Source organism: Leucobacter insecticola (assembly GCF_011382965.1).
GTDB classification, from domain to species: domain Bacteria; phylum Actinomycetota; class Actinomycetes; order Actinomycetales; family Microbacteriaceae; genus Leucobacter; species Leucobacter insecticola.
Map to the genome: position 1 here is coordinate 866,528 of NZ_CP049934.1, position 20,609 is coordinate 887,136.

Genomic DNA, 20,609 nt, shown 5'->3' on the forward strand with positions numbered 1-20,609 from the left:
GAAGGAAATGTGGAAGGCTTCTTTATGCTGCCATGCACGGATGGTCTTGTCGCGGGCCGCGAATATCCTCGGAATTTACCGGAGCTGAGGGCCTGGTTTCACACCGAAGCTGCATGTCTTGACTACCTTGACTGGCTCCGCTGGCCCGATGGGTTCCGGTGTCCTCGATGCGGCTCTGCCGACGCATCCCGTGAAGAGCATAGGTATCGCTGTCGGCGATGTAGAGCTCGGGTTTCGGTGACCGCCGGTACTCTGTTTGATAAGACCCGCACGTCCTTGGTCACCTGGTTCGAGGCGGTGTGGCTGATGGCGACGAACCCGCGGGCCGTCACCGCGAGCCAACTGCGGCGCGAACTTCCTATCTCCTCTTATCAGACCGCGTGGACGATGCTCGGAAAGCTGCGGCGAGTCGTCTCCACCTCATCAAACGTACCGTTGTCTGGCCGAATCGAGGTCGGCGCTGTGCCCCTCAGATCTGTGGTTCCAAGCTTTGATTCGGCGAGCGTGGATTCGGGTCTAATGCTCGCGGGTGCAATTGAGCTGACCGAGGCTGGCAAGGCGCGCGCCCGGCTGCAGGTGCTGCGGCACGGGTCCGCGGCGGAGATGGCCGACTTTGTACGGATGATCTCCGTTCCCGGTTGCGAGATCGTGACAGTGGGATCCGCCTTGTTTCCAGAGGAGTTTGAAGGCCATTCCCGTGAACACCTCGAATTTGACCCCGCGTCGCGGAAGCCGCGGCACCTCGTTTCATCGGTGTATCGATTGTTCCCGATTGTCCGTCAGCACTTTTCCACCATATACAACGCCGATGTTGACATAGAGCAAATTCAAGAAAAGTTCGATGATTTTTCATTTCGTTTTAACATCAGAAACGTACAAAATCGCGGCCTTGTGTTTATGGTTTTGCTGCAGAAAGCCATTGCAGTGCCCCCAGTGACATACCGTGACCTTGTTCGGGATCGTGTGTCGACGAAGCGCGAAACAAGGGTGGCTTCAGCGGAGTTTGATGAGCCGATTTGCGACCTCACCGAGGCGCAAACGTTTCCCTGGCGCAGGGAGGCTTGAGGTCTCCTCGTTGTATGTTGGCGCACTGTGGGTCCTTGAGGTCACTATAGGCCCCGATGGAATGTGAGGAGAGCCCCCCGTGTGCGCCAGCGACGAGGCCATGGCCGCTGCGTGTTCCCCCCTTGGGGCCGTCCTTCTGACCGTCATCGACCCCAAGCCGGGGTCGATGGGCTGATTCCATCCGATCATGGTTTCCAGCGTGCAACGGGCCACATTGTGTCGGCGTATTGGGCGTGTTTGCCCACGTGAATGATGTGAGCAAGAGGTGTTTGGCTGAAGCAAATTCACTTCTTCCACAGAAAGGGCGCACCTCATTGTGCTCTTCATACAAATCTTGGGTATCTAAATGATATGTTCTTTCGGTCAGCTAGTTGGATAGTTCGGAAAATATTTGAAATTTACTTAGGGTCTATTGATTCCCAGTGAAAATTCAGGCATGTACTGGGAAGTCGGCGTGCTGCGGGTGCTCCGACTTGAGTCGAACCGTAAAATCTGGCGCCGTCGAATTGTTATGTTAAAGGTAGCTCGTCCAAGTTGCTATTTCCCACAAAGGTTCTTCTGCTGAATCTCTGTGGAAGTCGCTTGGACGCGTGGTGCTTGCGCGTGAACTCGCGTTGAGCTTTCTGACATGTATCCGAGGGAGATGCTGTGGTCCTTGCGTTTCCGCGCCCGACATCGTTTTCTGTCGAGTCCGTCAAGAGCGATCTATGGCCTTCCCCAGGAACGACAGGTTGATCGTGATGAGCACACCGAAGGCAATGCCGGAAACGGCAGGGAGAAGGGCAAGAATGTTGACACGGGGGAGGACTGGGGTCAGGCGAACACTGTTCGCCGTCGTGGCGACGGTCGGTTTGGTCGCGACGGCGCTGACGCTGCCGCTTGGCGTTTCGAGCGAGGCACAGGCAGTGCCGGGGGATCTCGAGGAGTGGTCAGGCACGGTGCTCGGCGGCACCGAGATTGAGCTGCCGGAGCGAACTGACAAGCTTGAGTTCAAAGAGATCTACGGCGCGCCCAATGCCGGATACGGCATGGACACCGACAACAAGATCTGGGGCTGGGGTCTGAACGGCTACGGCAACCTCGGCAACAACGAGTACATCGGCTACTTCAGGTTCGCCCCGCACCCTGTTCCCATGAAAGACATCAATGGCGATCAGATGGTCGCGAAGACGATGTCCTTCGGCGACAATTCTGCACTTGTGCTTGACCGAGACAACAAAGCTTGGACGTATGGCCGCAACGCCTTTGGCGAGCTAGGCAACCCCAATTTTCCGATGGGAGGAAACTCCTCAACCTACATTCCCCAGCCCGTCCTCAACGAGGGCGGTGAGCAGATGGTCTTCGAAACAGTCAGCTCGGGTACCGCCTTTCATTTTGGGCTTGAGGCCGATGGCAGCGCGTGGGCTTGGGGTCGCAACTGGTTCGGCCAGCTCGGCACGGCGACGCCGCTGTATCAAGACTCACAGTTCGCGGCACCGGTGATTGACTCGACCGGTCAACAGATGAAGTTCAAGCAGATTGCAGGGGGGTCTGACTTCGCGATCGGGATTGACTTCGACGGCAATGCCTACGGCTGGGGTTCAGGCGATGGCTGCGCAAGTGGGTTCTGCGGCTTAGAGGTGCCCCGTCCAAGGCCGTTGCTTGATGCGAGTGGTCAACAGCGCAAATACGCAGCGGTCCACGCAGGCTATGGTGTCGCCTACGGTGTAGAAGCAGATGGCTCTGTGTGGTCTTGGGGCCAGCAGCTTAACCAGGCCCTGGGTAACCCGGCAACTCCAGAGTGGTCAGCGACTGGCGTGCCGCAAAAGGTGCTCGCCGCAGATGGCACCCAGTTCCGCGTCAAGTCGATGGATGTCGGCACGACAACCGTGTTTGCGCTGGACGAGGATCACCACGTCTGGGGTTGGGGAGGCAACCAGAGCGGTCAGCTTGGGCAGGATCCGGCAGTGTTGGGCACCGCAAGTGCGGTTCCGGTCCAGATTTTCGCCGCGCCGGGCGTGCCGATCGTCGCAGACCAGGTGCAGGCCGGCAACAACCACGGCATCTATCTCGGGGAATTTGACGAAGTTTCGAAGACGAACGTGTTCTCCTGGGGAGAGTCTGAACTTGGCCAGCTCGGCAACCCCGGTCTCGACGTGGTCTACGGCTCCGGGTCCTTCGAATTGACGCCAGTGCCGGTGCAACTCGCTCAGCCGAGTCTCAACAGCATCGTGTATTTCGGCGACGATGACAGCTATGCGGTTACGGGGACGGTTTCGGGTGGTGTGCTGACGGTCAAATCGCCCGAACACTTCGCCTCTCGTGTGCCGGTATACGTTGCCTGGTACGGTTCCCAGCCGCCAACCACGCGCGAACTCGTGGGCTACTTCACCTTCATGCTTGATCCCGCGCTCACGGTGTCTCCTGAGAGTGTCGAGGTTGGAGAGTCTACAATCGTCACGGTGACGCTCCCCGATGCAGAGATTGCCCTGGTCGGCGAATCGCAGATGCAGTTTGCGCTCGATGCCGGCCTAACTACGGTCGCGGAGGGAGCGACGGGCGCAGTGACCCCGGTGCCGTTTGACGCTGACGGGAAGGCCACTCTGTTGGTGACCTCGGTGACGGATGCACTCTACGACGTCACCGCGCAGGCCCTGGTGAATCAGGTGAACGGCGCGCCGATCGACCAGGGGCCGATGGTCGCTGTCAGCCCCAAGGTGTCTGGCGTCGCGGCCTTCGTGGCCCCAGACAAGCCGGAGAAGCCGGTGACGCCCCCAGTTACCCCGCCAACGACGCCCGACACGCTCGGTGGTCTGTCTTCGACCGGCTCGAGTACCCCCGTGATGCTGATTGGCGGTGGCGTTTTGGCTCTTCTGGTCGGAGCAGCCACCCTGCTTCTGGGCTGTCGCAGGAAGAGTGCTAGCCAACCATGAAACCTCACAACCCAAACGAGCACCGCCGCAACCCGCGGGTCGGCGCGAGTGGAACGAAAGGAAACACAGTAATGAAACACGCTTCAATCGGGCGGAAGCTGCGCGGGGTTCTCGCGTTTGCGGCCGCGTGTCTCGTCGGGGTGGCGGGTTTCAGCGCCCCCGCCGTCGCGGCCCCCTTGGCGTCCGAGATCGACCCCCTGGCTAAAGGCAGCATCAACCTGCTCAAGTGGTCGACCCCGGCCGGACAGGAGTCAAATAAGCCGCAGAATGGTGCGAAAGACGATACTGCCCCGAGCACAGGCTCCGTGCCGCTTCAGGGTGCTACGTTCCAGCTCTACCGGCTGACGTCCGGCACGAACCCTGACCTCACCACCAATGCGGGGTGGGAATGGTTGCAGAATGTGCGGGGTGGCATGACCACTAACAACCCGACGGTAGCGCAACTGGCCACGGCAGGCTTCACAGTGACTCCCGTTGGCGGCGCACAGGTCACTGGTAGCGACGGCAAGATTAACTGGACCGGCCTCGACATCGGGCTTTACTACGTCGCGGAGACAAGTGTGCCCGCAGGCCACAAGGCCTCGGCTCCGTTCCTGGTGACGATCCCGATGACGGACCCGGTAAATCGTGACAAGTGGGTCTACGACGTCTACGTCTATCCGAAGAACCTGAAGGACGACAGCGCCAAGGTGCCGCTCGATCTTGATGTACCGAAGCCAGGGGATCCCCTGACCTGGGAGATCAGCACCAACGTTCCCGGATCGGGAACGAATTACGTCACCACCATGCGCTTTGAAGACACGCTCAGCAATGATCTGGTCTTTAGCCCGGGACCCCCATCACCCGTGACGCTCAAGGTTGGCGGCACCACCTTTACAAACTCGCCGTACCAGTTGCAGGGCACTGACTACGTGATGGATTGGAATTCAGTCACTCGGAAACTCACGGTGACGATCAATTCCGACGGGCTTAAGGCACTCAATGGCCAGGGACCCTGGCCGGATCAGCGCGGAAAGCGCCTCTTCTTGCGGATCGATACGACGGTTGGTCCTAACTACGTTGGCGCGCTCAACAACCAGGCAAACATCATTACGAACAAGCCCGGCACCACAGAGGAAACCACCACGACCACTCCCCAGAGCCTTGTCAAGTACGGCAAGGTGACCGTCAACAAGGTCGATGAGAAGGATCAGCCTCTGTCCGGAGCAACCTTCAAGGTGTACTACACTCACGTGAAGTACACATCGGTTCCGAGCAACCCCGTCACCGGCGACCCGAAAACCGGTATGAAGGACACAGGTGTGACGTGTGTGATGAACGGCGGCAAGACCTCCTGTGACCTCGAACTGCGCTACTCGGACTTCGCCGAGAATACGCAGCTGGCGGAGCCGGATTCACGTTGGAACTACTACTACCTGAAGGAGATGACCTCTCCGAACGGTTACGTTGTCCTGCCGGGGTTCATCCCCTTCCAGATCACGAAGGACAACACGAACGGCAACACTCACGTCTCGGCATCTCTCAAAGTGAAGAACGTGAAAGACATCGGTGGCTTTGAATTGCCATTCGTTGGCGGCCCCGGAACCGCAGCGTTCATGGTGCTTGGCCTGTCTGTTCTCGCTGGCTCCGCGGTCCTTGCTGTGCGCCGCACGCGCCGCAATCGCGTGAGCATTGAGGTCTAGCCAGGCACCAGCGTCCAAGTAGGTGGGGTGAGTTCGCTCCCTGAACTCACCCCATCAGTCGCCCCGAACAAGCGGGGATCTAAGTATGCCGACACCGATCACAGGAGAAGAACAGGTGAAGAAATCAAACCGCGTGTGGTTACAGCGGCTTCCGATCGTGCTACTCGCCATGGTCGGTGCCGGGATACTGCTTTACCCAAGCATTTCTGACTGGTTCGCCACCATGGCGCAGCAGCAGCTGTATGGCGAATACTCGCAGAAGGTCAGCGAGATGAGCGAGGCAGAACGCCAGAGCTATCTCGACGCCGCCAGCGACTACAACGAACATCTACCGAACGGGCCATTGCGCGACCCGTACGTTCTCACTGACGATGGAAAGACCGTCGATTCGCGTGAGAGCTACCTCGAATACTTGAAACAGCTTGATTTCGGTGATGGCCTGCCCATGGCTTGGGTGGAGATCCCGGGCATTAACGTAACACTGCCGATTCAGCACGGCACCAGTGACGATACACTGGAATGGTCGGCAGGGCACCTCTTCGGTTCGGCCCTGCCCGTCGGCGGCGAATCGACACACGCAGTGGTCGCGGCGCATTCCGGCCGCGCAAACGCAAAACTCTTCTACGCGCTTGACCAGCTTGAGGAGGGGGATGTTTTCTCTGTTGAAGTGGTCGGCGAACGCTTCTACTACGAAACCCGCCGTATTGAGGTGGTCGACACTGAATACTTTGGCGATGGGGTGCGTCAGGTGCAGGGCGAAGATCACGTCACGCTGTTGACATGCACGCCGGTCGGCGTCAATTCGCACCGGCTTCTCGTGCGTGGTGATCGAATCCCCGCACCACCCGGGTCGGCAGACGCAACGGATATCCCCGTCGACAAGGCCGTTGCTTCAGCACCGTGGTGGATCGCCGGCGTGAGTGGTGCCCCAACGCTTGCCTGGGTGGGCCTCGCCGCCGCAGACCGCAGGCTCGTTAAGCGGCGGTCGCCAGCGCACCCTCATCAGACTTCCGCGTGTGCTTCGCACGCTTCGCAAAAGTAGGTAACGTAGGTGATGTTTCCGGTGAACTCAAAGATGCAATCTCTCCGCGGTAGGGGTGTTTCGCGGTCGGTAGTGGCTGTCGTCGTAACCACGGCCGTGCTGATCTCCGGTCAGTCTGCTGCGTTCGCCCTGCCTGCCCCTTCTCTCTCGCAGGTGACGGTTGAGCAAAATGAAACCGCGACCACTCTCGAGGGTCAAGAGCCAGGATCCGGCGCGCCTGCGGAGGGTACCGAGCCCGAGACGGAGACTCCCGGGGGCGAGGAACCTGGGGCCGAACCCGAGTCTCCTGAGGCTCCGCCCGCTGAAGAACAACTGATCGAGGTTCCCGCAGACGGGGAACCCACCGCAGCGCAGACTGCACCCGCCGAGAGCCCTGACTTCGTCGGAATCGAGATCGAGACCCTTGACGCCCCTGCACCGGCCGCATACGCTTCCGATGCTAGTTGTCCTGCCGTGACCAACACTTTTGGTTTCGGCAAGGGCACCAGCTACTCGACCGGGGATCAGCCTACGGGCACGGTGCTCGGGTACGACGGTGTTCCCAGTGACCTCGGCGTGGCAAATCAGCACTTTGTGTATTTCCCGCTGCCAGGCGGCAACACCACGGTGACCTCGCCCTACGCCAGGACCCTCGACTTCGACAAGTGGATCGACGGCGATGGTGGGCAAGGTGCGTTGGGCCTTGACTCCCAGGGACGAGTTTGGACTTGGGGAGGCAATCGTCTCGGTCAGATGGGTACGGGCTCAGCGAGTACCAGCGAGGTCTACCCCGACCTCGCGGCGTTTCCCAGTGGGGCACCGAGTAAGTTCGTGCAAGTTGCCGCGGGGGGTGGATTCTCGATGGCACTCGGTGCCGATGGTGACGTGTGGGCTTGGGGCAGCAACAACACCAACGGGCAACTCGGTCAGGGAAACACCACTCAGATCCCTGGGGGCAGCGCACTCCAGTGAAGGTCAAAGCCGATGTCAAATTCGTGCAAATCAGTGGCGGGCACCAGTATGCGCTCGCGCTTTCGACGGACGGCGACGTCTACGCGTGGGGGTACGGCGGCTTTGGAGCAACGACGCTCTCGACAACTGGAACTCCAACAAAAGTTAGCGGGCTCCCGAAGATTAAGCAGATTTCAGCAGGTTTCCAGCACGCTGGTGCCGTTGCGCAGGATGGCTCACTGTGGATGTGGGGGTATCAGTTCAATGGGCGTCTTGGCAACGGGGCTTCTTCAGCGATAGCGGCCGGGCCGCAGAGGATCGGGACGGGAACTTGGAAGCAGGTTGAGGCGGGCAACGCGAGCACGTGGGGAATCGATTCCACTGGCACCCTGTATGGGTGGGGCAAAAACAACTATTACCAGCTAGGGATTAGCTCCACGAAGAATGACTTCCTTGTGCCGACGTCGACCTACCAATCTGGAGTAATCGACGTCGCAGGGAATCAGACCGCTGCGATCGCGGTCATGTCTGACGGAAGCGTGAGGTCTGCGGGTACGAATGACCCGACATCGAATTTGCTCGGTTCTGGCACTCCAGGGAGCGTGAACCAGATGTGGGCGGCAATCCCAAAGCTCACCGGTGCGAAAGAAGCCGCCATGGGAATGTCCGCGGCAGGCGTCGTCACAGATGTTCCGCAGGCCCAGACCTGGGGCAATTATGTCCAGGCTGGGCGTTTGGGTGGCACCAACGATCCCCTGACGAAGCCGTTTCGCATGAACCACGTCGGCAACATAGCCAAGAGCACGTCGGTGATTATCGCAGGCGGAATGACAGAGGCAGACGCGGCGCAGAGCAAGATCGCGTTTGGTGACCCCACCACCAAACCACAGACGACGGCCGGTTGGCAACTTGCCAAGAATATCTCAGTGGTGACCGTCTTAGGCACCAAGTATTTGCGGGGAGATGTGCCGCTTCACAATGCGGGTCCTGTAGGCGTATACGTGAATTGGAACGACGGGAAAAACGTCTGGTCGTTGACCGGGTGCTATACCTACACCGTCGCCCTCAACCTCTTGGCGACACCAAAACCTGCCGCCGTTGATGACGTTGTCGATGTCACGCCCTCAGTACTGGATCCGAGAGAGAAACCGTATATTGGCTCTGCGGTCGCAGACCTCTCTATTGCCGCGCTCTCTGGATCGCCGGCTCCCCTTGTCCTCGCAGGCGGTTCGACCACGGGGCTCTCACTCTCGACCGCTTCGAGCGCGCAGGTGAAGCTTGCCACGCCGCTTCCCACGGCAAATAACGGAACCGACAAGTGGAAGTACCCTGCGACGGCAACGGCGAGGGTGACCAACGGGGCCGGGGTGCAGATTACGGTGAGTCGCAACGTGGCCGCTACTGACATTGATTTCGTAAGGAACGGGGGTACCGGGCCTGACCCCGACCCGACCTGTGACGTGCCACCAAAGTGGCTGAATGACACCAAGGTGAGTGGAGGTGTGCTCGGGTATCCCGCGGCTCCGACAACCGACTACTTGCTGCTGCCCGTGCAGGATGGTGGGCTGAAGGTGACGCAGGTTTCGATGGGCGCTGGCGCGCGGACGACGCAATCGCTTGACCCCTACGGGAACCGGCCGGCCCCCGGACAATCGCAGCTAAACACCGCCGAATCTACCGGAATGCACACCCTCTATCTTGACAACTCCGGCAACGTTTGGGCGTTGGGGCTCAACAAGTGGGGTCAAGTCGGAAACGGCACCGTCACAGATGTCACCACCCCAGTTATGGTTCTTGGCCCTACCTCCTCTGCGGTGGTGACCACCGGGGGTAGCAAAGTCATCAGCGTATCGGCCGGTGGGAATCACTCGGTTGCGGTGACGGAAGACGGCAGCATCTACCAGTGGGGCTTAAGCTCGGAGCTTGGAATCGGCACCGGCCAGGCGGCGATCGACAAGCCCACTAAGCTCACTGTCGCAGGCGTTGCCTTCGAAGAGGTGTCCGCAGGATCCGCTTTCTCTCTCGCGTTGTCGAAGACCGGCAACGTGTATGTTTGGGGAACGAACGGGTTTGCGGAACTCGGCAGGGGATCCGTAGATTCAAACAGGTATCCCACTCCGCTGGTGGTGACAGGACTCTTGGGGCAAAAAATCACCAAGATTTCCGCCGGTGCTCGTCACGCGCTTGTATCCACAGGTAACGCCGTGTACAGCTGGGGTGCCGCCGTACAGGCGGGGAACGGCGACACGAACGGGGGATTCCTTCCCCCCCCGCAGACGACCCCTTACCTGATTCCTGCATTCTCGGGGAAGCAGATTAAGCAGGTCGAAGCTGCGGCAGACAATTCGTACGTCCTGACCTCCGAAAAACTGTATGCCTGGGGTTCGCGGATCTGGGGATCCGCACTCATGCCGCATGAGTGGCCAGGGGTCAATACCGGTAATCAGAACACGCCCCGCGAGGCGGATTTGCCTGCGACGCTCGACCCTCGTCAGATTACGGGAGTCTTCGCGGGAAAGTTCGTCGTCTACTTACTAACTGCGAATGGTGACGTGTATGCCGCGGGAAGTAATCGTCGCGCGGATACGTCATCGCCAATCGGTGACCTCGGCACCGAGCAAAGCTACTGGGATGCGTCGTACTTGGAAGTGCCAGCCAAGGTTCCGGGCCTCAGCGGCAAGGGAATCACCTTCATCGCCGCGGGCGGTCGAGGCGATGTGCTTGGAGCGCCTTTGCTGAAATCATCCCGAATTGCACTCACTGGCGACGGGACCACCTATGGCTGGGGTGGAAACCAGGTCGGGCAGTTGGGGCCGAGCGTTGGGGATATGACCTACACGCCAACCAAGATCGCGCTCGGGCAGAGAGCGCCTGTGACGAGTGGAACCGTGTACTTTGGGGCCCCGAGTCTGGGTGCTGGGCTTGACAAGTCCGTCGCGGTAGCCGTTGGACCCGGCGATATCGTGACACAGGGTGGCGTTCAGTACTTCAAAGTCGAGATCCCGAAGCACGTCGTCGGTACCGTTGAGGTTCACACAAGCTGGGGCGCGGGCGGCAGACAAGAGCTGGTCGGGTGCTACCAGTACCGCCTCCATTTGAACATCGCGCCCGATCCTGATCCGCAAACTGCCGGAAACGAAATCACGGTGCGAGCATATGTCGATGCTGGCGAGGAGGCACTCACCGGTACCGCGCTAGTCGACTTCACGATCCCAGCGGTGGGCAATCAGGTGCAGCTCGTGTCGGGCGAAAAGCTCGCGAAGGTACCGTTTGTCAACGGCGTCGCGACCACCAAAGTGAAGTTGGGCGAGCCCTGGCCCACACCCAACTACAACGGCACCGACTGGCGATATCCCACAGAGGCGATCGCAGGCATACCTTCCAGTCCTCTCTACCTTTCAATCCTGTCGGATCCGAACGCGGAGATTGTCAGCAGCAAGGCCACCAGTCCCAAACCCTGGGTGTGGTGGGTGCCGCCGCAGGTGACCGAATTCCCAGTGCATCTGCGAAAGATCGGTGAGTCGTCGAAGGGCAATCTCGTTGGCATGTTGGGATCCGAGTGGCAGATCTACAAAGACTCGGTGGCCACGCCGAACACACCGGATATGAACTCGCTGGTGGCAAACGTCACTACTCCAGTGATGAACCCGCGCTACCAGACAGCGGACACAATCCACGGTTGGTTCACCGTGAACCTCGCCCCAGGCATGTACTGGCTCTACGAGACCAAGGCGCCGGCGGGGTTCCAGCTGATGGCGAAGCCGGTGCAGTTCTCAGTGAGTCCCGGAGGTGTGGTGCAGGTGCGAATTAATAAGAGTGGGTATATTTCTGCCACCGACGACTGGGATCCGTTGAGCTATAACATCGACACGATCACGGTCCGGGATCCGGGGGCAACGTCTCTGCCGGATGCCAGTTCGCAAACGTGGCTCTGGATCACGCTCCTCGGTGCGGGGCTGCTCGGAGTAGTTTTGCTCCTGCTCGCTCGTCGGTACGTCCGTGCGGCGAGAATCGCAGACACACCACAAGGACCCCTCGCGCCTGACGCGTGAGGCATCAACCCGAAACGATCAAAGGGAGCACGATGAACAGGTTTCTGAACACCGCCAAGGCGTCGCGCATCGCGATTCTCGGCGGCCTCCTCGTGGCGACATCCCTTGCCGGACCCCAGGTGGCTCACGCGACAGGCGAAGAGCGCATGCCCGGCGGTCCAGGCGCAACAACCGGGGAGTGGATCGAAGTCCCCCCGCTGAATCCACTCCCCCTGCTCCACCGAAACCCAAGCCCTTCGCCGCAACGGAGTACGTAGTTGCTGGTACTGACCTCGCCTGCTCAGCGGCGGCAGATCCGACGGGCGTCGTAGGGGTCACCGACACAGCAGGCCTGCTTGACGTAACCCTCGACCTGACGAAGATCCCCGCCGGCTTCTCGGCGGTGTCGATTCCCACCGAGATCGCCGAGAACTGCAGGAACGTCATCAGGCAAGTGACTTTTGTGGGTTCACCCGCGATCACTGAACTGTCAATTGGCGCCGACGCGTTTACGCAAAACCTCTTGGGGAACGAGTTGGTTTCGGTGATTTTCCCGGAGGGGATTGAAAGGCTTGATGTTGGTGATCGCGCGTTCTATCAGTATGCGTGGGACTTCGATCACACCCTCAGTGACATCCAGTTCCCCACCTCGCTTCGGGATCTGACGATCGGCGTCGGATCGTTTTCGCAGGGGCGAATGAATTTGTCGAACGGTGCCAATGCACTGAAGAAGGTGACATTCCCTGAGGGGCTCGTCACCTTGACCATCGATGAGTATGCGTTCTACCAGATCGGCGGCGAGCAAAAGAGCGACTCCAACGAGCTCGCAGAGGTTTCCTTTCCGAGTACCCTGCGTACCCTCGATATTGGGTACCGCGCCTTCTCTCAGTGGGCGAATGGTGGCGGACGCAACGCGCTGACTCGGGTCGACTTCCCTGAAGGGTTGCAGGTCTTGAAGCTTGCAGACGAGGCGTTCTATCAGTCCAACTTTGACGAAAACGTGCTCGAACGGGTGACGTTCCCCGGGACGCTACAGACCCTATCAATCGGTCGAGCGGCCTTCTTCGCGCGAAACCACCACGTCTTCCTCGAATTCCGTACCGCGGAGGCACCTGGTATGGGGCCTGATTCGATCTTCTTGGATGATTGGATCGCCGCGCCCGGCGGACGAAGCGTGCTTTTTTGGTACGGCGAGCCAGAACAAACGAGCAGAGTTTGGGCCGATTCGTTGACCTCCAACGCGGTCGACTACACGATCATGGGCTACCGCAGGCTCGACATGCGGCTCTTTGGTGGACACATCACAGAGCTGAACGGATCCGAAAGCCGCTTCGCCTACCCCGATGGTGAGGGTCCGACCGCCTCTTTTGGTGGTGTACCCGCGTACACCGGTGTCTCGCCGGTGTGGCCGTTTGGTGCATACCGTTTGACGCTGCCCCAACCTGAACGCGAAGGTTTCACCTTCCAAGGCTGGTGTGAAGACGAGCCTGTCAACGGTACTTGTGCCAGTGTGAATGGTTCCATCCCTGCCGGATCAGAATATGAACTCACCAGCCCGAGCACCGACCCGACCGTGGTGTATGCGCTCTGGAAAGCCGTGCCGAAGCCTCCGGTGGAGCCTGGCCCCGTTGAGCCTAATCCCGTTGAGCCTGGCCCGGCTGAGCCGAGTGCCCCAGCCGAACAGCTTCCGGAGACCGGTACTGATTCTGCGAGCCTGTTCGCTCCGTTCATTCTTTGTGCCGCCGGAATTGCCATGGTGATGCTCGGGCGGCGTCGGGTGCGGAGGTAACCCAGCACTGTGAAACTTCCGCACAGCCTTTGAGCGGGCCGTGCGTGCGCCACGGGAATTGTTGCCACCCACGCCCCCGCTGTACAGTGCGGCATGTGCACTGAATCAGGTGCTCAACGTCGAACCTGCTGGAGCTTGTTTGCCATGGAGCAGGGGACAGGAAACAGCATGATCAACGGCAACATATCGCACTGGTGGGAACAGATCGGTGCACCGTCGCCCCGATCCGAACTCCCGGGTAATCTCAACGCGGATGTTGCGATTGTTGGAGGCGGCTACACGGGACTGTGGACCGCCTACTATCTGAAGCGGGCCAAGCCCGATCTCCGGGTGGTGGTCATCGAGCAGCGGCATGTCGGTTACGGTGCGTCCGGTCGGAACGGCGGCTGGCTCACCAATTCCGTCACGGGTGGCCGCGAACAGTATGTGAAGAGCCACGGACGCGATGCTGCCGAGCGATTCCAACGGGTCATGAACGAGACCGTCGATGAGGTTATCCGGGTGTGCGGGGCCGAGGGGATCGACGCTGACATTAAAAAGGGCGGCGAGTTTGGGGTCGCCTACACCCCGGCTCAAGAGGCCCGACTGCGCGAATTCGCCGCCGCCGAGAAGAGCTGGAAGTATACGGATCTCGAGCTCCTTGAGGCGGAGGAGGCGAAGGCGAAGATCAACGTCGCGGACACTCGCGCAGCCGTCTGGCATCCGCACGCGGCCAGGATCCAGCCCGCAAAGCTTGCGGCGGGTCTCGCCGATGCGGCCGCGCGCCTCGGGGTTGAAATCTACGAGCGTACCCGGGTGGTTGAGATTGCGCCGCACCGGGTCATCACGACGCACGGCACCGTGTCGGCGGAGTACGTCGTGCGGGCAACTGAGGGGTTTACCGCGAACCTCAAGGGTTTGCATCGGCTGTGGCTGCCCATGAACTCGTCGCTCATCGCGACCGAGCCGCTCTCGGCAAAGGTGTGGGACGAGCTGCACTGGAACAAGGGTGAAGTGCTCGGTGATTTTGCCCACGTGTACATGTACGCGCAGCGCACGGCAGACGATCGCATTGCGATCGGCGGACGCGGAGTGCCGTATCAGTTCGGATCCAAGACAGACACCGATGGGCAGACGCCCTCGGTGACGGTGGAAACGCTGAGCGAGATCATGCACCGCTTTTTCCCGGCCACTCGCGGTGCCGCGATTGATCACGTTTGGTCGGGCGTGCTGGGGGTGCCGCGCGACTGGGCTGCGACGGTGGGTCTTGATCCCGCGACCGGCATCGCCTGGGGCGGTGGCTACGTGGGTACGGGCGTGACCTCCACGAACCTGGCTGGGCGAACGATCACCGACCTGATCTTGGGGGAACGCACGGAGATCGCCGAGCTTCCCTGGGTGAATCACCGTGTGCGCAAGTGGGAACCAGAGCCGCTGCGCTGGATCGCGACGAAGGGCCTGTACGCGGCCTACGGTATTGCCGACCGTGCCGAACTGGCTGGTCGAAAGACAACGGCGCCGATCGCGCACGTCGCCGATGTGATTACCGGCCGCGGCTGAGCTGAGCCTCTTCGGTTCAGGTGTCACGGATGTGTAGTTCCGCGCGATATGGTACACATCCGTGACACTTGAACCGCGGCTGAGCGCGCCCTCGCGCTCAGTGGGGCTGAATGCTGGTGATGATTCTGCGTGATTCTCTGAGGCCGCTCTCGATCGCGCCGTCGATGAAACCGCCCCACAAATCCGCATTGTCGGTCGTCGCGAAGTGCACCGCGCCGTGAGGCTGCTGTAGCTCGGCGAGGTCGCGGGTGAGCTGGCCTGGGCGGTGCGTCATCCAGGTCGTGAGGGCGAGCGGGTCCGTCATCCAGTCGTGCGCGGTGACCTCGGTGATCGTGAGTCCGGGCCGAACCCGGTCGACGGCCTCCTGCATGCCCGCGAGGTCGTCGAGGTCGATGCGGCTGTGATCGGCGCCGAATCCGACGAGGATCGTGTAGTCCGTGCCGTCTTCATCTGTGCAGTAAAACTCTGCTTTCAACACGGAGAAGGGATCCTGCTGGCGGCCGTAGGCGGAGAATCGGGGGAAGTGCCCCTGCGCCCTCATCCACACCTTTGTACCCTGGGAGGCGACGGTTTCTGTGCCTTGCCTGCGCCAAACCTCGGGGAGTTCGGGGGAAAAGTGGATCCCGGCCGCGGCGTTCACCGGGAGTGTGTTGACGACGCGGCGTGCGTGGATCCTGTGGCCATCGGCGGTCTCGACAACGGCGCCGTTGTCGTTCTGCGTGACCGAGGTGACGGTCGTGTTCAGCCAAATCTCGCCCGGGACGTCCGCAGCCATGAGCTCGGTGAGTCCGCTCATGCCGCCGTCGATCCGGTAGGTCGCAGAGGCCTCGTGCATGAGCTGCCAGTGCCCGCCCGTCGCCGCAACCCAGCGCAGTGCGCTCGCAATGCCGACCTGGTCGAGGGGCGCGTTTAAATGCCCCACCCACACCGACTCGTTGGCGTCGCGCGCCTCCTGGCTCAGCTGTAGCGTGTCGAAGCGATCCTGCACGCTGAGGTGATCGAGCTCGCGGATCCCGCCCTCCGCCGGTTCTGTGCCGCGCGGGATCGCTGAGCGCACGTCGTCGATGAGGAGCTGCTGGCCCTCGTCGATGAGGCTCATGAACTCGTCGACCGTGCCGCGTCGCTGCGAACCGTCGGCGCCGCGCCAATAGATTTCCTCGGTCTGCGGGTTGCGCACGATCCCGCGCTGATACCGCGTCATTTCGGCCCAGATGTGCGGTTGAACCCAGTGCACCCAGTTCGCCCCGATCTCGAGGTCGTGGCCGAGTCGGTGATCCGTCCAGGTGCGACCGCCGACGCGATCCCGCGCCTCCAGGGTGAGGACATCGAGACCCGCGTGCCCAAGCTCGCGGGCGGCGATGAGACCGGCGAACCCGGCACCGATAACGACAACATCGACTGACTGCATGTCACTCCTTCGTGAAGCTGTGATCCGTTGTGTTCGAGCGTACGGTGCGCGGGGGCGCTGCGGAATCGAGAATCGTAGGCAATTCTTGGAAGTCTCTTGTATGTAAGTATGAGGTTCAGCTAGTGCTCTCTGTCGCGGCGAACTCGGTCGTTTCGAGGTCCCCGCACGAGATCGCCGCCTGCACGGCGAGCCAGCACTCTGCGGTGTCTTCGATCGAAGAGAGATCTCGGTCGACGATCTTCTCGATGCGTGAGACTCTCGCGATCAGGGTTTGTCGGTGCACGAAGAGTCGTTCTGCGGCGCGCACCCAACTGCGATTCTCCTCGAGGAACACGCGCAGGGTTTGCGTGAGTTCGGTGCCGCGCTGTTCGTCGTAGGTTCGCAGCGGCCCGAGTACCTGCCTGGCGATGCCGCGCAGTTGATCCATGTTGCTGGGAAGAAACAGCGACGTCGTTTCGTCTTCTTCGAAGCGCAGCACACGGCCGGATTGGCGGTTGCGGATCAGGGCGCTGCGGGCCTGCTTGAGCGCTGCCGTGGTGTCACTCAGCTTCGAAAACTTTGCGCTGACCCCGATCCGCGTCGATTCGGTGGCCAGCAGCGTCAGTAACTTTTCGACCTGCTCGCCTGTTTCGGCCAGAAGGAGTACGTGGCCGTCCTTGATGGTGGCGAGGGCGGGAACACGTTCCGCGGCGAAAGCGGTTTGCACCTCGTCGAGAGCGGCGCGCGCGTTCTCCGTTTGAATCACCGCGAACAGGTAGGGGGAAAGGACCTCGTAGGCCGCAACCAGATGTTCCGCGGGACCGGAGGGGAGCGAATCGTCGCACAGATCCGCGAGCAGAAGGGAACCGTGCATCCATTCGTTTCGTCTCGCAGCGGCCTTCACCGAGAGTGCGCTGCCGATGATTCCCGCCGCGTGCAGCATGAGCGAGTGGTCTCCGGCATCGTCGGTGGTGAAGCGAAGACTTGGAGCGCCCGGGGCGAGGAGGCGGGTGGTGTAGCTCCTGGGTGAAACCTGGAGGATCGTTCCCGGCGGGGGCAAGTCCGGCCCCGACCCGACCTCTCGGCTGAAGTGTAAGCGGATCGTGCAGTTCAGCACCGGCTCGAGGGATTCGATAAGTTGCTCCACACTGTCGGTGACCTCGTGGTTTCCCGCAATGGAGTAGAGCTCTTCTGTCTGTCGAAGGCGTTGAGCACGCGCGCTGCGCACGTTCTCGGCGACCGCCATGGCGAGCTTGACGAACGGAATGTCGTGCGCGGTCTGCAGCACGGGGAAGCCAATGTTGGCAGCATAAGCGAGCGCGGCTTCGCTGAAGATCGGTGCCGCGGGATCGGGAACCTCATCGATTGCGATCGCTGAGATCCCGGCGGCATGGGTGTCTCGCAAGTATTCGAGTTGAGCTTCGCTCGTGGCGGGAATCCCGATACCGGTGGTCATGAGGAGTGCGCCCTGGCCAAGCCACCGCCAGGGCTTGCCAAGTTCGCACACGTGCGCCCACGTGATTTCGCGGTCTTCTCCGACACCCGGGGTCAGCGACGTGGTCTCCACCTCGGCGAGATCGAGCAGCGACCTAACAGTGAAGGTCATAGTCCATATAGTTTCATGGTTTGAGCACGGAATCCAACGCGGTGACGGCCCGATACCCGGAGGCAACCGCCCCGGAGAGGGATTGTGCGAGCCCGGTGTGTTCGCCTGCGATCGCCACTCGCCCGGCTGGTCTCGTAAACGCCTCGGCGTCCTCGGGCCGCCAGTTCAAGCCGGGCGCTGAGTAGGATCCCTTCGCCCACGGGTCATGGCTCCAGTCCGTCAACAGTACTTCACCGTCGATACGGAGTTGGGGGCGCATCGCGCGGACCGCGGCTACCCAGCGGTCAGGGCCCTCGTGCACGCCAAGTGCTTCGAGCGCACATGGGCCGCCGGCAAACTGGGAGAGTGCATTCACGCGGTTCTCTCCGTCAAACGACATCGAACGCCATGACCACCAGGTGTGTTCGGGATCCTGGCGGGCGGGGTCATCGTCGACCTGAGTCAGCGGCACCCCGAGCTTCGCGGCGACACCCATGAAACGATGATCGAGCGCCCGCTGTTGCTCGTCGAGCAGCGCGAATCCAAGACGAATCTCGCGCAGGATCGGAAGCGGCACCGTGATCACTGCGGCGTCGGCGTCGATTCGTGTTCCGTCGCGGAGCAGGATCTGTACGCCGCTCACTGATTGGTCGATGCCCGAGACGGGACGCTCAAGACACACCCGATCCCCGAGCCTGCGGGCGAGTTCGATTGACAGCGCCTGATTGCCGCCGACGAAGCGTCCACCATCTTCGATATACCCGCCGGTCGTTGAGGACTCGTGCAGCAAAACCGCTTCGGCGTTGACCTGCGCGGGATCCGCCGCCACTGAAGTTGTGGTGCGTCGGTAGACCGGATCGAGGCGGTAGTCAGGGCCGAGAGCCGCAGCGAAGATGCGTTCGAGGGAGACTCCTGATTCGCCATCCGCGAGCATCTGCGTCAGAGTAGCCTTCACCTGAGCGGTGGTCGCGGAGAGCTCGGCGAAGCTGATGATCCGATCCTGCACGGTGCGGCGCCCGTATCGAACGCCGTGCGACATGATGGGCACACCCACCTCCGCAGCGAGTTTGCGGACCGGGAATTCTGTCGGGAAGACGTATTCGCCGCCCCGCTCTGTGATCTCGCCGTTGCCAAGGCGGGCGGACCAGGTGCGCCCGCCGACGCGGTCGCGCGCTTCGAGTACCGTGCAGTCATGGCCTGCTTTGCTGAGCTCCCAGGCTGCCGTGAGTCCGGCGAGTCCGGCCCCGATGACGACGAGCTTCATACCTGTTCCTCCTTGAACGCGATGACCTGTTCATCGTAGGTGTGCGCGCGCGGTGAATGCGCGGCATCGCACTGATTCCTCCGCGATTTCTTATGTTTGTACGATCCGAGGTGGGTGTGCCGTACGAAGCTATGAAAAACGGTGATGGGTGGTAACGAAGGGGTAACGGCACGGGCAGCTATGTCGGTGGCCGCTGTTACCTTCAGAGGACCCGTTCAGCGGACAAACCACAATGAAGTGAGGAAACACGAATGGCCGCACTCAAAACGTTTACGACCCGGAAGCATGTCACGATGCTTGCTGCCGCCGCAGCTCTCGCGGTGACCCTGGCTGGCTGCAGCGGCAGCTCCGAGCCCGAAGAAGCCCCCGAATATGACCTCGGCGCTCCGGTGGCGGGTGAGATTAAGGAGGGTGTGTTTGACGGAGTCACACTGACCTTCGCCGGTTCCGGCGGTGTCTTCCAAGACGGTCAGACAGAAGCGCTGTGGGATCCCTTCGCTGAGGCGTCGGGCGCCCGCATGAAGCAGGACGCCTTCGATGCGGGCAAGCTGAAGGCGATGGTCGATAGCGGCAACGTCAGCTGGGACATCGTGAACACCACTCAGTTCGACACCGCGCGAGGGTGCGGCACGCTGTATGAGGAGTACGACTACGCTCAGATCGACATCTCGAAGATCCCGCGGGCACGATCACCGACAAGTGCATGGTTCCGCAGATCCTGTACGGCTTGGTCCTGGTGTACAACACCGACAAGTTTGGTGATAATCCGCCCACCAGCGCAGCTGACTTCTTTGACACGAAGACCTTCCCTGGCAAGCGCACGGTCAGCCAATCGACCTACGTTGATCCCCAGACCGTCGAGTTTGCCCTCACTGCGCAGGGTAAAGACGTCAAGAGCTTGAAGCCCGAAGACATTGCAGGCGCCTTCGACATGTACAAAGACCTCGGCAACAACGTCATCGGCTGGACCACCGGCGCGCAGGCGCAGCAGCAACTCGAGTCCGGTGAGGCCGTCATGGGACTCGTGTGGTCGGGTCGCGGGTACGGTGCGGCGGCGGCCGGTGCTCCGGTCGCTCCGATGTGGGATCAGTGGATGATCATGGTTGACTCGAACGGGATCCCGAAGGGTGTGAAGAACCCGCAGGCGGCCTTCGCGGCAGTGAATTACTCTCTCGGCGCTGAGCAGCAGGCGAAGATGACCGAACTCACGTCCTACGGCGGGGTGAACGTTGATGCGAAGCCAAAGATGGACGCAACACTGACCCAGTGGATGACCACCGAGCATCTCGACACCGGCATCGCGCCAAACGTTGATTTCTGGGTCGAGAACTACGACGCGCTCGCCGCGGCCTGGGCCGGTTGGGCGACGGGTAACTAAGTAGC

13 protein-coding genes and 1 pseudogene are annotated in these 20,609 nt (G+C 61.1%); 11 read left to right on the forward strand and 3 right to left on the reverse strand.

The annotated features are described in order from the left end of the window. Nucleotides 1–24: 24 nt before the first annotated feature. The 10 genes and pseudogenes from G7067_RS15150 to G7067_RS04110 form a co-directional block, all read left to right on the forward strand. A pseudogene (locus G7067_RS15150) lies at nt 25–168 on the forward strand (transposase); the annotation flags it as partial. Next, the gene (locus G7067_RS14645; RefSeq protein ID WP_280115758.1) at nt 119–241 is read left to right on the forward strand and encodes a hypothetical protein; all 123 of its coding nucleotides are present in this window, start codon (nt 119–121) and stop codon (nt 239–241) included. The pseudogene G7067_RS15150 and the gene G7067_RS14645, both read left to right, overlap by 50 nt. A 278-nt stretch (nt 242–519) precedes the next feature. Beyond that, entirely contained in the window at nt 520–1,065 is a 546-nt protein-coding gene (locus tag G7067_RS14060) for a hypothetical protein (RefSeq protein ID WP_244301238.1), read from the forward strand. 836 nt (nt 1,066–1,901) lie between these two features. Next, entirely contained in the window at nt 1,902–3,977 is a 2,076-nt protein-coding gene (locus tag G7067_RS04080; RefSeq protein ID WP_166322193.1) for an RCC1-like domain-containing protein, read from the forward strand. A gap of 71 nt (nt 3,978–4,048) precedes the next feature. Next, nucleotides 4,049–5,659, forward strand: coding sequence for a SpaH/EbpB family LPXTG-anchored major pilin (locus tag G7067_RS04085; protein WP_166322195.1), 1,611 nt, complete (start codon nt 4,049–4,051; stop codon nt 5,657–5,659). A gap of 85 nt (nt 5,660–5,744) precedes the next feature. Then, entirely contained in the window at nt 5,745–6,701 is a 957-nt protein-coding gene (locus G7067_RS04090) for a class C sortase (RefSeq protein WP_166322197.1), read from the forward strand. Nucleotides 6,702–6,773: 72 nt separating this feature from the next. Then, a complete protein-coding gene (locus G7067_RS04095) occupies nt 6,774–7,652 on the forward strand; it encodes a hypothetical protein (protein ID WP_166322199.1) in 879 nt (292 codons plus the stop codon). Further along, nucleotides 7,649–11,683, forward strand: a complete 4,035-nt coding sequence (locus G7067_RS04100; protein ID WP_205881198.1) for an RCC1 domain-containing protein — start codon at nt 7,649–7,651, stop codon at nt 11,681–11,683. The genes G7067_RS04095 and G7067_RS04100 overlap by 4 nt, the downstream gene beginning before the upstream one ends. A gap of 178 nt (nt 11,684–11,861) precedes the next feature. After that, complete coding sequence (locus G7067_RS04105; protein WP_166322203.1) at nt 11,862–13,451, forward strand: leucine-rich repeat domain-containing protein; 1,590 nt, start codon at nt 11,862–11,864, stop codon at nt 13,449–13,451. Nucleotides 13,452–13,619: 168 nt separating this feature from the next. Further along, a complete protein-coding gene (locus tag G7067_RS04110; RefSeq protein ID WP_166322205.1) occupies nt 13,620–14,990 on the forward strand; it encodes an NAD(P)/FAD-dependent oxidoreductase in 1,371 nt (456 codons plus the stop codon). Between the two features lie 97 nt (nt 14,991–15,087). Here G7067_RS04110 and G7067_RS04115 read toward each other — a convergent pair whose 3' ends face one another. From G7067_RS04115 to G7067_RS04125, 3 genes are all read right to left on the reverse strand, one after another. Then, nucleotides 15,088–16,398, reverse strand: a complete 1,311-nt coding sequence (locus tag G7067_RS04115) for a flavin monoamine oxidase family protein (protein WP_166322207.1) — start codon at nt 16,396–16,398, stop codon at nt 15,088–15,090. 115 nt (nt 16,399–16,513) lie between these two features. After that, nucleotides 16,514–17,983: a PucR family transcriptional regulator gene (locus G7067_RS04120; protein WP_166322209.1), complete on the reverse strand. Its 1,470-nt coding sequence runs from the start codon at nt 17,981–17,983 to the stop codon at nt 16,514–16,516. A 13-nt stretch (nt 17,984–17,996) separates the two neighbouring features. Next, nucleotides 17,997–19,226: a flavin monoamine oxidase family protein gene (locus tag G7067_RS04125; protein WP_166322211.1), complete on the reverse strand. Its 1,230-nt coding sequence runs from the start codon at nt 19,224–19,226 to the stop codon at nt 17,997–17,999. Between the two features lie 703 nt (nt 19,227–19,929). On the opposite strand from G7067_RS04125, the gene G7067_RS14065 reads away from it, so the two are divergent. After that, on the forward strand, nt 19,930–20,604 hold the full coding sequence (locus G7067_RS14065; RefSeq protein ID WP_244301239.1) for an extracellular solute-binding protein: 675 nt from the start codon (nt 19,930–19,932) through the stop codon (nt 20,602–20,604). The last annotated feature ends 5 nt before the right edge of the window (nt 20,605–20,609 follow it).

What these genes read in the sequence shown, in the direction of transcription:
- G7067_RS14060 (WP_244301238.1), top strand. Translation starts at nt 520, where the DNA reads ATGCTCGCGGGTGCAATTGAGCTGACCGAGGCTGGCAAGGCGCGCGCC.
- G7067_RS04085 (WP_166322195.1), top strand. Translation starts at nt 4,049, where the DNA reads ATGAAACACGCTTCAATCGGGCGGAAGCTGCGCGGGGTTCTCGCGTTT.
- G7067_RS04090 (WP_166322197.1), top strand. Translation starts at nt 5,745, where the DNA reads ATGCCGACACCGATCACAGGAGAAGAACAGGTGAAGAAATCAAACCGC.
- G7067_RS04110 (WP_166322205.1), top strand. Translation starts at nt 13,620, where the DNA reads ATGATCAACGGCAACATATCGCACTGGTGGGAACAGATCGGTGCACCG.
- G7067_RS04115 (WP_166322207.1), bottom strand. Translation starts at nt 16,398, where the DNA reads ATGCAGTCAGTCGATGTTGTCGTTATCGGTGCCGGGTTCGCCGGTCTC.
- G7067_RS04120 (WP_166322209.1), bottom strand. Translation starts at nt 17,983, where the DNA reads ATGACCTTCACTGTTAGGTCGCTGCTCGATCTCGCCGAGGTGGAGACC.
- G7067_RS04125 (WP_166322211.1), bottom strand. Translation starts at nt 19,226, where the DNA reads ATGAAGCTCGTCGTCATCGGGGCCGGACTCGCCGGACTCACGGCAGCC.
- G7067_RS14065 (WP_244301239.1), top strand. Translation starts at nt 19,930, where the DNA reads ATGGTTCCGCAGATCCTGTACGGCTTGGTCCTGGTGTACAACACCGAC.